We start from the raw sequence: 12873 nt of genomic DNA on the forward strand, positions 1-12873 counted from the left end.
GAGCGTCAGTAGTGAAGATTTAATCCGTCCGTGTTGAGGAGTTCACGAGATTGTCGATCAGAAACTGACGAATACTCGCTCGGGTTGCCTCGTCGAGCAGCTCCAAAGCGTGTCGTTCACCGGGTTTCACGTCGAGGGTGACGGGAACGCCGACGGCTGTGAGTGCGTCCGCCATCGCCTCGGCTTGCTGCACCGGAACAAATTCATTTTTCGATATGGCGAGGTAAAACGGTGGATCGGTCTTGTCGACGGCGTACAGCGGCGAGGCTGTACGCGAGTTGGGACAATCGGTGAAGTCGTCGCAACCGAGGTATTGCAGGATCGACCCGACGGCCAGCCTCGAGGGACGACCAAGCCTGAGGCCCGTCTCGGTGAGGTCAACCGCCGGCGACAGCGCTACGACCGCGGCAACCCGGTCGCCCTCGGTGAGGCTGCCGGAGCCGTTGGTGCCGATCGACGAGGCGATGATCGCCCCGGCCGAGCTGCCGAGCAGTCCGATGCGCTCGGGGTCGATGTTGAATTCCCTGACCTGCTGCGGATCGCGCAGCCACTCGAGCGCGTCGGTGACATCGTTCACCTGCGCCGGAAAGGCGAATTTCGGGGCGAGCCGGTAATCCACCGCGAACGCCGCCACGCCGCTGCCGGCCAACTCCTCACACAGGGCGGTCATACCGCCAAAATCTTTGCTGCCGCTGTCGAATCCGCCGCCGTGGATGAGAATAACGGCCGGGGTGCGCTGAGTCTTCTCCTCGGGCAGACAGGCGTTCAGCATCAGGTCCTGCCCCTTGGCCGTGCCGTACTGCAGGTCGTGCTCCACCACGACCGGGCCGGGCGGCGCAGACCGGTCGGGCGTGGTCGGCGCGGCGGAGCATCCGCTCAAGAGCAGACCAACGGCCAGCAGGCCAACGGATGCCGCGCGGGCGGGCTTCACAGCAGGTCTCCGTTCAACCGTGCGCGATGCGAGACCGATTTGGCCTGCCGCTTGCGGAACAGGCTGACCCAGAGGAAAGAGAACCGGCGCAGGAGCTTGGCGAGGTAGACCGAGCCGACGAGCGCGATTGCGGCGAGCAGAAACGGCAGGGCGTTGGCCGCGCGTTCCAGCCAGGCTGCCTCGGCGATCGGGGCGAGCAGGGCGAGGGCGGTGGCCACGAGAAACAGGTGCAGCAAGTAGATCTGAAAGCTGTACTGGCCGAGCGTGTTCATGAAGTTCAGCCATTTCACGCGCACCAGCAGGGTGGCCAGGGCGATACCCATAGCCACGGCTACGGCGCTTTCGAGCAGGATCAGGCCGGGTAGGCGGGAGAGGTGGAACGGCACGAGGAGCACGGCGAGGCCGAGGTAGGCGGCAACCAGCACGATGGCGTGCCAGACCCGCACCCGCGCGGCCAGCCGGTACACGGTGTGCGAAAAATAGACCGCGACGATGAAGAAGATGAAGTTGGCGGCGACTCGGTCCCAGCCGACATTGTCGAGGTCGAGCAGGTTCGGTGTCGTGGACGCTGCGGCGACCAGTGCGGCGAGGGTGATCTGCACGCTGATCGGCAATTTCCGTAGCAGCCAGGCGAGCAGGGTGAAAACGGCGAGGGCCCAGATGAACCAGTAGCTGCTGGTCGGCCAGACCGGCAGGAGAATGATATTGAGCAGGTCGGTGGGGGAACGTTCGGTTCCCCGCAGGTGCGGCACGACGAGGTAGAACAGTACGCGAATAACCGACCAGAGCAGGTACAAGTAGACCAGGGTGAGCAGTCGACGCCGCCACAGGTCGTGCAGGTTCCAGGTGAGCATGCGCCGGGCAGTGAGACCCGCGATGAAAAAGAACACCGGCATGGGAAAGTAGCTGAGCACCAGGCGCAGCCGCGGGGTGCTGCCGGCCAGTCCGAGATCATTGAGAAACAGCGATGAATGGTAGAGCACGACGAGGATGATCGCCGCTCCCTTGGCGAAGTTGATCCACTCACGGTTCTCGGGGGCCTGTATCTCTTTCACAGACGAAATGTACACGAGAAAAACTCAGGATGGAATCTTGGGCCGGGTTGCAGGGGTGGTCAGGGGCTGCCAAAACGAGCCGCTGCAGCAAAAAAGGCCGTGTAAAGCTACTGCACTGCCGACCTCGTGACCGCGGTCGATGAGTTGCCCCCGTGGCTAAATCAGGAGATCTGCCGGGACCGAGGTGGCGACCCGCGGTATTTCGGCATCTGCCTGCAGCAGTCTTCCTGAATTAGCGGCGGCGCGCCGGCGTACCGGGGGCTGCCGGGCGGTCAGACGGCGACGTAGCGGGGAATGAGATCTTCGAGCAGGGTGACGGTGTCGGGCCAGCCTTCGACGGCGATACACTCGACGCCGAGAACCTTGACCGGGTAGTCATTGCCATTCTCGTCGAGGCGATCGCCGACGAACAGCATGTCGTCGAGATCGACCCCGGTAAGGGTGGCCAGCCGCTTCATTCCATAGGCCTTGTCGATGCCCTGCCGGGTGATATCAACGGATGTCGACCCCCCCGAACGCACTTCAAGGTCGGGAAGCAGTGCCTGCACGGCCTCCCGCAGAGTGTTCTTCTTCTCCCCGGTCGGGTCCCAGGCGATCTTGGCGGCGACCGGGGCGGCCTGGCCGAGTGCGGAGAAGGTGATCTGCGAGCCGCGGTCTTCGAGGATGGGGCCCCAGGTGTCGTTCTCCCAGTAGCCGAGGCTGCGCGCGGTCTGCTCGACGGCATCGAGGGCCCGGGTCTTTTGCTCGTCGCTCAAGTTTTCGGCGTAGACCTGCGTCCAGCCCTGGGCCTCGCTGCGGTAGTACTGGGTGCCGCAGGTGGGCAGGAGGTGCAGCCGGGCGAGCAGATCGGGACGGATCGAGGGCAGGTTGTCGATGATCTGCGCCTGGAACTGGCCGAACTGACCTCCGGAGATGACGCAAACCTCGGTGACGCCGAGCAGCTGCACCAGCAGGTCGATCATGGTCGGGTCGAGCGCGGACTTGGACGGCGCGAGCGTATCGTCGAGGTCGAAGGCCACCAGGCGGGGAAGGATAGGCATCAGGCCACTCTATCGATCGTGGGAGGCCGGCCGGCGTGAGCGGATCCGGGGATGGGGGCGAGTTGTTAGCCTGAGCGAGTGCGTACTGACTTCGATCCCCGAGACCTTGCCCGCCGCGACTTCTACCGCCTGCTGAACTCGCTCGTGGTTCCGCGGCCGATTGCCTGGGTGTCCAGCCGCTCGGCGGCCGGGGTCGACAACCTGGCGCCGCATTCATTCTTCACCGTGGCATCCGTTTCGCCGCCGATCGTGCAATTCACCTCGGTGGGTGTCAAGGACACCGTGCGCAATATCATTGAGACCGGGGACTTCGTGGTGAATTTCACGCCGGAATCGCTGTTCGAGGAAGTGAATGCGACCGGGACCGACTTTGGGCCGGCGGAGAGCGAGTTCGACCGCGCCGGGCTCACCCGCGAACCGAGCCTGACCGTTTCATCGATGCGGGTGGCCGAGTCCCCCGCGGCGATCGAGTGCCGCCTGCACTCCACGCTCGAACTGGGCGATTGCACGCTAGTGTTCGGCGAGGTGACGCACGTCGCGGTGTCGTCTGCGGTGTTGAACGGCGGGCATCCACTCATTGAGAAGTTGCGACCGTTATCGCGGCTCGGCCTCGACGAGTGGGGAACCATCGGCGTGGTCAAGGAGATCAAGCGCATTCGCGCGAGCGATTGGCCGCGGGAGTTTCGGCCGCGCGAACACTGAGGCGAGTCTGCAGCGAGCGGATGCCCGCGCCCCGGCCCGAGCGGATGCGCGCGCCCCATTTGGGTGCGCGCTACGGCGATTACCGTAGCGGCTGCCGAAATCGGGGGCGGTCGCGCGCCACGAGACCGCGGCGAGCGGATGCGGCGGCCAGGCCGGCAGCATCCACTCGCGAGCGCCTTGGGCGGCTACGCGGCCGGCGGGAACAATGCCTCGGCGAGCAGCGGGCCGAGCTGGGTGCTCGCCTCGCGCACGAAGTGCTGGCCGTCGAAGAACACCGGGGTGTTGTCGATGAAGGCCGGGCAGCGCTCGTCGACGCAGAGCCACGGTACGACGTTCACATACTGGGCGAAATCGCCCAGCTGCTCAACCGCGGCCTGCTCGGCCGTCACCACCTTCTGGTACAGGTTCGACGGGCTGTAGATGCAGTCCGTCGGCGCACTCGTGAGGGTCTTGCACTCGGCGAACGGGGTGCTGGCCGGCGGCGGTGAGAGCACAGCGACGTGGTCGGTGGACTCCTGCAGCGCGGTAATCGTGGCGGCCGTCGCGGTCTGCCACTCCGTGAGGGCATCGGCTCCCTCGTTACCGCTGGCGAGGCGCACGATGGATCCGGCCAGGCTCGACATGAGCACGAGGTCGGGCGACAGGCGAGCGACCTCGGCGTAGACCCAGGCGTGGTGGGCGTCGCACTTGGCGGCGGACGCATCGGAGGCGCTCTTGGCCGCGACCGAAATGTTCACGGCCGGGCAGGAGAACATGGTGAGCGAACGCACGTTGTAGCCGAGCGGTTCGAGCGCGGCGCGGATGGCCGGCATGTAGCTGATCGCCATGGAATCGCCGAGCAGAACCGCGGTCTTGGCCGCGGCCGGGTCGCCATAGACACAGCCGGCGGCGTTCTTCTCGCTCACCGAGAGGCAGTTGTCGTCGACCCATTCCGGCGCGCCCGAGTTGTCACTGAGGGCGTCGAACGCCGGCGTCGCCTCGGGCCAGGCCGTGTTCGCCAGGGCCGAGGTAATGGCGGCCTGCCGGGTGGCCAGCAGGGTGGCGGGTTCGACGGGAGCTTCCACACCCAGGTTGGCGTCTGCACCGATCGGCGCGGCATCGGCGGACGCTTCGGACGTGCGGGACTTCAGCGCAACAAAAGAGACCGAGACGATGACCAGGGTGACGACGACGAGGGCGCCGATCCAGGCCTTGGCCGGGGTGAGGCCGGAGCGGTGCTGGGTGGCGGGGCGGCGCATCCGTTCTCGCTGACGGGTTTGCGAACTTTCGAGCCAGAGCGAGTGCCGAATGGGATCTTCGACGAAGTGGAAGGAGAACATCGAGAGGGCGACCATGAGTACAAGGGCAAGCAGCAGATAGTGCGGCGAGTTGGTCGCGAAGACGGTGGCGAGCAGGATGACCACCGGAAAGTGCCAGAGATAGAGGGAGTACGAGATCTTGCCGATGTAGCGGCTCACCGGATTGGTGAGGGGAAAGAGCAGGCGCTGTTCGGAGGATCCGATGCCGGCAGCGATAATGAGGGCGCTTCCCGCGACGGGCAGCAGACCCCACGGCGCGGGGAACGGCGAGTCTCGGCTGATCAACACGAGGCTGGCCACGATCAGGACGAGGCCGAGCCAGGCCAGCACGGGGCGGAGGGCCGCCGGCAGTTTGGCGATGCCGGGGGCTGAGGCGGCGAGGAGGGCGCCGATGCCGAGTTCCCAGGCGCGAGCGCCGGTGGAGAAGTAAGCGATGGCGCTGCTGGTGGAGGTTTCGAAGAAGCTCCAGGCCAGAAAGCCGAGGGTGATGACACCGGTGCTGACGGCGACGGTCGTGATCAGGGCGCGGGCGCTCAGTGTGCGGCGGCCGGCCAGGGCAAAGATGACGATGAGCAGAAACGGCCAGACGAAGTAGAACTGTTCCTCAACGGCGAGCGACCAGTAGTGCTGCAGCGGGGAGACCGCATTGGTGGCCTGCAGGTAATCGGCACCGACGAAGGCAAAGTGCCAGTTGGCCACGAACAGTGCCGAGTAGACACCGTCCCAGAGCGTGCTGAGGGCGCGGGCACTCGGCAGCAGCAGGTAGCCGATCGCCACGGTGACGACGAGCACGAGCAGCGATACCGGCAGGATGCGGCGGATGCGGCGGCGGTAGAAGTCGACGAGGGAGATGCGGCCGGTGCGGGCGTGTTCCTTGAGCAGCAGGCTGGTAATGAGAAAGCCCGAGATGACAAAGAAGATGTCGACGCCGATGAATCCGCCGGACGGCCAGCCGAGCAGGTGATCGAAAATGACGACGATCACGGCGATCGCGCGCAGGCCCTCGATGTCACCACGAAAGGTGCGGGTGGCGGACTTGCCGCCGGTTCCGGTAGGTCCGGGCGCGGGTTGCCGGCGTTCCAGGGTGGATTGAACGGACATGTAGCCTCCGACTCGGGTTGCGGAACTGGCACCTGTTTTCACCCGGCGACTTTTTACCCGTCGGCCGGGCACGTCCTGCGATTATGACGTAATCTCAGCTACCGAGGCAAACCCGGCCGAATTATTTACCTGCCGGACACTACCTCTCCCGTGCGCGTGAGACCGACGTACATACAGGAACGCCACATCGAGCCGCCCCACCCTGCCGACGAGGCTCCCACCTCCTCCGCGCAACTACAGTGATTGAGAAGCCTAGTTTTCGATCAGTATCAATCAGATTCGAACCTTTTATGACCCTTCTGCTTGGGCCCGGCGCCCGCATGTCTCTTGACGATCCGGCCCCCCACGAAAGCGAGCGACCATGAACCGCGCCGAACGGCTCGCCGCCGTGCTCGATCTGCTCGCCGATTCGGGACAAGTCGAGGTCGATGACATCATCACCAAGCTCGGAGTGTCGGCCGCGACCGCGCGCCGGGACCTCGACACCCTCGCCGAATAGCAGCCACTCACCCGCACGCGCGGCGATGCGATCGGGCAATCCGTCGCCTACGACCTGCCGGCACGCTACAAGCAGGAGCGTCACGCGCCGGAAAAACTGCAGATCGCCCGGGCGGCGAGCGCACTCGTGACCCGCGGCGACGTTGTCGGGCTCTGCGGCGGCACGACCAGCACGGCGATTGCCGGTGTGCTCAGTGCCCGCGCGGATATTGCGCAGGCCAGCCCGCACGCCAACCTCACGGTCGTGACGAACGCGATCAATATTGCCGCGCAACTCGCGATGCGACCGCAGATCAGGACCGTGGTGACCGGCGGAGTCGTGCACGCGCGCTCCTACGAGCTGGTCGGCGCCTACGCCGAATCGGTGCTCACCCAGGTGCGGCTTGATCTGGCGTTCATCGGGGTGAACGGCATCGACCCGGTCGTCGGTGCCACGGTGAACGACGAGCGGGTTCGCCCGGAAGGACGCCGCGAGGGCCGCATAGACCGGCAAGGGCGTGGACCCGGTCGCGAGCCCCAGCACAGAATCGGCCTTCGACTCGATCAGCCGGCGAATTTCTGTGGCCACCAGCTCCCCCGCGGCCTGCTTGCTCCGGGCCACGACGATCTCAGCCACGCGTACGCTCCTAAGTGCTTGCTTCTGACTCAGGAGTAGCAAATTCAATCATGATTGGTCAGGAAAGCTGCACGGCACCCAAGGCCAGTACAGCGATCAGGGTCCAGGAGAGCAGCCCGACGGCGAGTGCACGGCCGCCCGTGCGCAGAAGCGTGCCAAGATTGACGGCCGCGCCGAGGGCAAACAGCGCCATGGCCAGCAGTGCGGTTTGCAGCAGGTCGGCGGTCTCGAGCGCCTCGACGGGTAGCGGAACCAGCGTACGCACCAGCATCGCGACGATGAACCCCGCGACGAACAGCGGAACGATCGGTGGCCGCGTCGACCGGATGCTCCGGGTGGCTGGGCCGGGCACCCAAGTGTCACCGGCAGCGGGGTCGACCGAAGTGGCGGCATCCGCTTCGATCGCGCCGAGACGGCGGCGCTCGATGATGGACGCGACGGCCACGATCGGAGCGAGCATGAGCACGCGGGTGAGTTTAACGACGAGGGCGACGGCGAGGGCGGCCGAGCCGGCAATTTGTGCGGTCGCGACGACCTGGCCGACGTCGTGCACGCCGGCGCCGACCCAGTGTCCGAATTGCAGCGCACTGAGCCCAAGCGGAGGCCACAACAGCGGCAACACGGCGATCGCAAGAGTTCCGCACAGGGTGACCAGCGCGATCGGGGTGGCGGTCTCCTTGTCTTTCGCCCTGACGACGCCGCTCATGGCCCCGATTGCGGAGGCGCCGCAGATGCTGAATCCGGTGGCGATGAGCAGGGGCTGATGACCGGGCAGGCCGAACCAGCGGCCAAGTCCGAGCGTGCCGGCGAAGGTGATGAGCACAATCGCGACGGTGGTGGCGATGGTCACCCAGCCGAGCGCCATGATGTCGACGAGGCTGAGCTTAAGGCCGAGGAGCACGATTCCGAGCTGCATGAACGGCTTGGTAGCGACCGCGAGGCCGGGTGCGAGGACTCCAGCGAGCAGGGGACGTGCGGCCGGGATCTGGCCGACGATGATTCCGAGCACCACGGCCACGGTGAGCAGGGGGAAGGCGGGCGCGGCGGCGTGCACGCCCCAGGCTGCGAGGGCCGCGAGGGCCGCCACGAGTACTCCCCGAAGCCACATTCAGTCGAGTTTACGCTCGCGCCCACGGGGTGTTCTGCACGGGGCCCGGCCCCGTCCGAAGTACTACGGCCGACCGAGCCCGTGATAGGTCCACCCGGCGGCACGCCAGACGGCGGGGTCGAGCGCATTGCGGCCGTCGATCACGGTTTTCGTTTTCACGAGCGAACCCGCCCAGACCGGGTCGAGGTGTCGAAACTCGGGCCACTCGGTAACGAGCACGACAGCATCCGCTCCCCGCAGTGTGTCTTCGAGGGACTCCTCGTAGGTAAGCTGCGGATGCCGCGCCCGCGAGTTCTCGATGGCCTCCGGGTCGGTCGCCACCACCTCGGCACCCAGACCGCGCAGCTGCACGGCCACGTCGAGTGCCGGCGAGTCGCGCACGTCGTCGGAGTGCGGCTTGAAGCTCAGTCCGAGCACCGCGACCTTGGCGTTGTAGACCGTGTCGCCGAGGGACTCGGTGGTCAGGTCGACGACGCGCTGGCGGCGACGCAGGTTGATCTTGTCGATCTCCTTGAGAAAAGCCACGGACTCGCCGCGACCCAGCTCTTCGGCGCGGGCGGTGAAGGCGCGAATGTCCTTGGGCAGGCAGCCGCCGCCGAATCCGACGCCGGCACCGAGAAAACGGCGGCCGATGCGGCCGTCGTAGCCGATGGCATCCGCCAGCTGGGTGACATCGGCACCGGTGACCTCGGCGATCTCGGCCATGGCGTTGATGAAGCTGATCTTGGTCGCGAGAAACGCGTTCGCGGCGACCTTGACGAGCTCAGCCGTGGCGTAGTCGGTGATGACCAGGGGGGTGTCGGCGGCGAGCGCCGTGGCGTAGATCTCGTTGAGCAGCTCGACCGCGTGCTCGCCGGGCGCGCCCGGGGCGACGCCGTAGACCAGGCGGTCGGGGCTAATGGTGTCCTGCACGGCGAATCCCTCGCGCAGAAACTCCGGGTTCCAGGCCAGCGACGCGCCACTACCGGCGGCGATGAGCTCGGCCAGGCGGGCCGCGGTTCCCACCGGAACGGTGCTCTTGCCCACGACGAGATCGCCGTCGGCTAGATGCGGAATGAGCGACTCGATCGACGCATCGACATAACGCAGGTCGGCGCTGTAGCTGCCGGGCTTCTGCGGTGTGCCGACGGCGATGAAGTGCACCTGCGAGCCGGCGGCATCCGCTATATCGGTACTGAAACGCAGACGGCCACTGTTCATGGCCGAGGTGAGAACATCGGGAAGTCCAGGTTCAAAGAACGGGGGTTTGCCGATGGCAAGTTGCGCGATCTTGGCGGCGTCGACGTCGATTCCGACAACATCGTGCCCCAATTCGGCCATAGCTGACGCGTGTACGGCGCCCAGGTAGCCACATCCAATGACAGAAATTCTCATTTATCCCTCTCGGTCCACCCAGAGCCTAGCGGCAGTGGCAGATTGCCCCAATTCGCGGTCTCTTTCAGAGCTGATGCCCTCGCGGCCCGGCCCGCGCGTCGGTCCACGGGTTCCCGAGACCGGCTTACGCCGTCCCGCCGGCGAGCAGAATGGGCGCATCGAAGGCGCCGGCCAGACGGAACAGTTCGTGCGCGAGACCGTCGGCCTCGGCGGTCGAACTGGGAATCTGGGAGCCGAACAGTACCCAGAGACTGGTCAGCCAAAAAAAGCCGACAGTGCGGGGCGTGCGCAGGTCGCGCAATCCAGGCAGCAGGCTGGACATCATCGTGACCCCCCTTCCGCTCAGGGGCAACGCATTTCTGCGTCCACAATGTAGTCCCGCACGGTTGGTTTGCCCAGTGGCCCAGCGGCACCGGCGAGGCCGCCGCCCGTCGCAATTCTGCTGACAAGCGGATGCCCCGGCTGGCCCTACGCGGTCCGCGCCAGCAGGTACGAGTTCAGGGCGTCGGTCACCGGCTGGTCGGCCGGGAACGGCTCGCCGTCCAGGGCGACCACGGATACGGCGAGGCGCACGCTGGAGACAAGCCAGGCGGCATCCGCTTGGCGAAGTTCATCGAGCGTGACGTCGCGGTATTCGACGGAAGCACCCTGCCCGCTCAGATACTCGAACATGCTCTGCTGCGTGGTTCCGTGCAGAATCGCGCCGCTCGGGGCGGGCGTGACGTATGCACCGTTGCTGCGCAGCACGACGCTCGAGGTCGGGCCTTCCATGACGAAGCCGTCGGTGGTGAGAAAGATGGTGTCGTCGGCGCCGCGGCGGTGGGCCTCGCGAATAGCGGCCATGTTCACCGCGTAGCTGAGGGTTTTGGCGCCCATCAGCAGCCAGGGCGCCTTCTCGGCGACCCCACGCGGGTAGCCGCGGTCGAGGGTCACGACGCGCACGCCGGTCGCGCGCACGGCGCTGAAGTCCGCCGCGGCGACCGCGTGCAGCCAGGCGGTCGGTGCCGGGCCGTGCTCGACACCGCGGCTGAGCACGAACTTGAGCGCGATCTCACCGCGCTGCGGAACGCGTGCGACAGCGTAGGCGATCGCGGCGCGCCACTGCTCGGCATTCGGAACCGGGAGATCGCAGATGAGGGCGGAGTTGCGCAGCCGACTGATGTGCGGCTCAACCTCCTGCGGGTGACCGTCGACGACGGCGAGGGTCTCGAAGATTCCGTCGCCACGCTGCGTGCTCAGTTCGCCGACCCGCAGGGCCGGGGCGCTGGATTCCATCTCGTGGAACGTGTCGTCGAAGTTCTTCTGCAGTGAATCGGCGGGGACGGGGTCGATCAGCAGCGTGAAGGGCAGTCTCATGCCCCGAGCCTACTTCGCGCTCATCAGGACGCGTGCGGCGCGTCTCCGGCCGCTGCCCACTGCGGGGACGAAAATCGCCCTGTGGAAGCCAGAATTAGGACATTCTGCGACCCCTCAGCGGTGAGCGGCCGCGGCGAGACCGCTAACTCTGGAACGCGACGATCGGGGTGCTCGTGGGCTGGTCGGACCCACCGTTGGGTTCGACGGTGATCCCGACCTGATCGCCGGCGTGCATGGTGCCGTCGAGCACGCGCCAGGCGGTGCCGTCGCCGGTCGAGTCGAAGGTTCCGGCCGAGGCCGGGCCGTCACCGTTGATGTACCAGAGTTGATAGTCCTGATCGCTGGGCAGCGCGGGCAGGTCGTCAACGAGCACGGCGGAGATTCCGAGGGTGTTCGACCAGACCAGCGTCGCTTCCTGCCCCGCGGCCGTGGTCGTCGCGGCACGCTGGGAGTCATCGGCCGCGTTTATCTGGGCGAGCCCGGCGGCCTGCTGCGACTCAAATTGGTAGTTGTTGAGGGTCTGACCGAACAAGGATCCGCCGACGAACAGGGCTCCCGCCGCCGCAGCGGCCAGCAGGTACCGCGCCGGCCGCTTGAACCAGCGCGCCTCGGCACGCTCGGTCGCCGACGAAAGGTGTGGGCGGGGTGCATCAACGGGTGCGCTGCCGGAGGACGGCGGCGTAGCGGGCGAGGCCGGAGTCGTCCCGGACGGTGCCGTCCCGGACGTGACCGGGGGAACGACGGCAGTCGTCTCGGAAGCGGAGGCGGCAGCATCCGTTGTGGCGGGGCCAGCGGCGCGCGGCAGTGGCGCGAGTTGCGGGGTCGACGCGAGCATCGACATGAGGTTGGCCTTGAGCGCGCTCGAGGGCTGGACCGGTGCCACGGCGAGGCCGAGGGCCACCGCGGTGTCGTTCAACTCGGCCGACTCGATGCGGGCCCGCTCGGATTCGGCCAGGTGCGCTTCGAACGCGGCCGTGTCGTCGGCGTCGAGGGCGTGCAGGGCGTAGGCGCCGGCGAAGTCGGCCGGGTGCTGCTCGTTGCGGTCGGTCATGATGCCACGCCCAATTCGTCGCGGAGGCGGATCAGTCCGTCGCGGAGCCGGGTTTTCACGGTGCCCAACGGGATGTGGAGCATGTCGGCGACCTCGCTGTGACTGAACCCGCCGTAATACGCCAGGCTCACTGCCTGACGCTGCAGCTGAGTCAATCGAGTCATCGCCTTCTCCACCCTTTCATGTTCGATTCGTACTTCAACGGTTTCGGCCACGTGATCGTAGGCAACGGCCAGGTCACGGATTCCGATTTTGGTATCGCGGTCACGGCCGGCCTGCGACGACCGAATTCGGTCGACCGCTCGCCGGTGTGCCATGGTGAGGATCCAGGTACTCGCCCCGCCACGCGTGGGTTCGTACCGCGTGGCCGACTGCCAGATCTCCAGAAAAATCTCCTGGGTCACTTCCTCCGACTGCGCGTGGTCGATGAGCAGACGCTTGACGAGGCCAAGCACCCGCGGGGCGATCTGGTCATACAGCTCTCCGAAGGCCGATTGGTCGCCGAGCGCTACTCGAGCGAGCAGCTCCTCCTTGGTGGCAGGGGCTGCCCATGCAAGATCTCCGGCGGAATCAGCAGTCATGAGATCTAGCATGTCAGGTCTCGTCCCGTTCCATGACTAGGGTTCGGTGCGAAGTCGCTAACAGATTGGTCAATACGCGAAATAAGCTTCGAAACGGATGCCGGCGGCCGGTCTCATCGCGCCCGCCGCTGGAATGCAGAAAGCCGGGCCGCAGAGCACCTC

The 12873-nt window shown here is 66.3% G+C and carries 11 protein-coding genes and 1 pseudogene; 2 read left to right on the forward strand and 10 right to left on the reverse strand.

What is annotated here, in order from left to right; all coding sequences use genetic code 11:
- Positions 1–19: 19 nt before the first annotated feature.
- The 3 genes from E3T31_RS08520 to E3T31_RS08530 all read right to left on the reverse strand — a co-directional run bounded on the left by E3T31_RS08520 (position 20) and on the right by E3T31_RS08530 (position 3026).
- Positions 20–931, reverse strand: a complete 912-nt coding sequence (locus tag E3T31_RS08520; RefSeq protein ID WP_134468358.1) for an alpha/beta hydrolase — start codon at positions 929–931, stop codon at positions 20–22.
- Positions 928–1986, reverse strand: coding sequence for an acyltransferase family protein (locus tag E3T31_RS08525; protein WP_166788442.1), 1059 nt, complete (start codon positions 1984–1986; stop codon positions 928–930). The genes E3T31_RS08520 and E3T31_RS08525 overlap by 4 nt, the downstream gene beginning before the upstream one ends.
- Positions 1987–2258: 272 nt before the next feature.
- Positions 2259–3026, reverse strand: coding sequence for an HAD-IIB family hydrolase (locus E3T31_RS08530; RefSeq protein ID WP_134468360.1), 768 nt, complete (start codon positions 3024–3026; stop codon positions 2259–2261).
- A 78-nt stretch (positions 3027–3104) separates the two neighbouring features.
- On the opposite strand from E3T31_RS08530, the gene E3T31_RS08535 reads away from it, so the two are divergent.
- Entirely contained in the window at positions 3105–3728 is a 624-nt protein-coding gene (locus tag E3T31_RS08535) for a flavin reductase family protein (protein ID WP_134468361.1), read from the forward strand.
- Positions 3729–3913: 185 nt separating this feature from the next.
- On the opposite strand, the gene E3T31_RS08540 is transcribed toward E3T31_RS08535, so the two are convergent.
- Positions 3914–6127: an acyltransferase family protein gene (locus E3T31_RS08540; protein WP_134468362.1), complete on the reverse strand. Its 2214-nt coding sequence runs from the start codon at positions 6125–6127 to the stop codon at positions 3914–3916.
- Between the two features lie 361 nt (positions 6128–6488).
- Between E3T31_RS08540 and E3T31_RS08545 the strand changes: the two are divergent.
- Positions 6489–7073 (forward strand): annotated as a pseudogene (locus tag E3T31_RS08545) (DeoR/GlpR family DNA-binding transcription regulator); the annotation flags it as partial.
- A gap of 226 nt (positions 7074–7299) precedes the next feature.
- Here E3T31_RS08545 and E3T31_RS08550 read toward each other — a convergent pair.
- The 6 genes from E3T31_RS08550 to E3T31_RS08575 form a co-directional block, all read right to left on the reverse strand.
- Positions 7300–8349 (reverse strand): YeiH family protein, encoded by a 1050-nt coding sequence (locus E3T31_RS08550; protein ID WP_134468363.1) that lies wholly within the window; start codon positions 8347–8349, stop codon positions 7300–7302.
- Positions 8350–8412: 63 nt separating this feature from the next.
- Complete coding sequence (locus E3T31_RS08555; protein ID WP_134468364.1) at positions 8413–9723, reverse strand: UDP-glucose/GDP-mannose dehydrogenase family protein; 1311 nt, start codon at positions 9721–9723, stop codon at positions 8413–8415.
- Positions 9724–9847: 124 nt separating this feature from the next.
- Entirely contained in the window at positions 9848–10048 is a 201-nt protein-coding gene (locus E3T31_RS08560; protein ID WP_134468365.1) for a hypothetical protein, read from the reverse strand.
- A 143-nt stretch (positions 10049–10191) separates the two neighbouring features.
- Positions 10192–11079 carry an aminodeoxychorismate lyase gene (locus E3T31_RS08565; protein ID WP_092449686.1) on the reverse strand — a complete coding sequence of 296 codons (888 nt, stop codon included), beginning with the start codon at positions 11077–11079 and terminating at the stop codon, positions 10192–10194.
- 142 nt (positions 11080–11221) lie between these two features.
- Positions 11222–12130, reverse strand: a complete 909-nt coding sequence (locus E3T31_RS08570; protein ID WP_134468366.1) for an anti-sigma factor — start codon at positions 12128–12130, stop codon at positions 11222–11224.
- Positions 12127–12711, reverse strand: coding sequence for a sigma-70 family RNA polymerase sigma factor (locus E3T31_RS08575; RefSeq protein ID WP_241977773.1), 585 nt, complete (start codon positions 12709–12711; stop codon positions 12127–12129). The genes E3T31_RS08570 and E3T31_RS08575 overlap by 4 nt, the downstream gene beginning before the upstream one ends.
- Positions 12712–12873: the final 162 nt, after the last annotated feature.

Source organism: Cryobacterium sp. TMS1-13-1, assembly GCF_004403125.1.
Lineage (GTDB): Bacteria > Actinomycetota > Actinomycetes > Actinomycetales > Microbacteriaceae > Cryobacterium > Cryobacterium levicorallinum.

Excerpts from the sequence above, each read along its gene's own strand:
- E3T31_RS08530 (WP_134468360.1), bottom strand. The coding sequence starts at position 3,026 with ATGCCTATCCTTCCCCGCCTGGTGGCCTTCGACCTCGACGATACGCTC.
- E3T31_RS08540 (WP_134468362.1), bottom strand. The coding sequence starts at position 6,127 with ATGTCCGTTCAATCCACCCTGGAACGCCGGCAACCCGCGCCCGGACCT.
- E3T31_RS08550 (WP_134468363.1), bottom strand. The coding sequence starts at position 8,349 with ATGTGGCTTCGGGGAGTACTCGTGGCGGCCCTCGCGGCCCTCGCAGCC.
- E3T31_RS08555 (WP_134468364.1), bottom strand. The coding sequence starts at position 9,723 with ATGAGAATTTCTGTCATTGGATGTGGCTACCTGGGCGCCGTACACGCG.
- E3T31_RS08560 (WP_134468365.1), bottom strand. The coding sequence starts at position 10,048 with ATGATGTCCAGCCTGCTGCCTGGATTGCGCGACCTGCGCACGCCCCGC.
- E3T31_RS08565 (WP_092449686.1), bottom strand. The coding sequence starts at position 11,079 with ATGAGACTGCCCTTCACGCTGCTGATCGACCCCGTCCCCGCCGATTCA.
- E3T31_RS08570 (WP_134468366.1), bottom strand. The coding sequence starts at position 12,130 with ATGACCGACCGCAACGAGCAGCACCCGGCCGACTTCGCCGGCGCCTAC.
- E3T31_RS08575 (WP_241977773.1), bottom strand. The coding sequence starts at position 12,711 with ATGACTGCTGATTCCGCCGGAGATCTTGCATGGGCAGCCCCTGCCACC.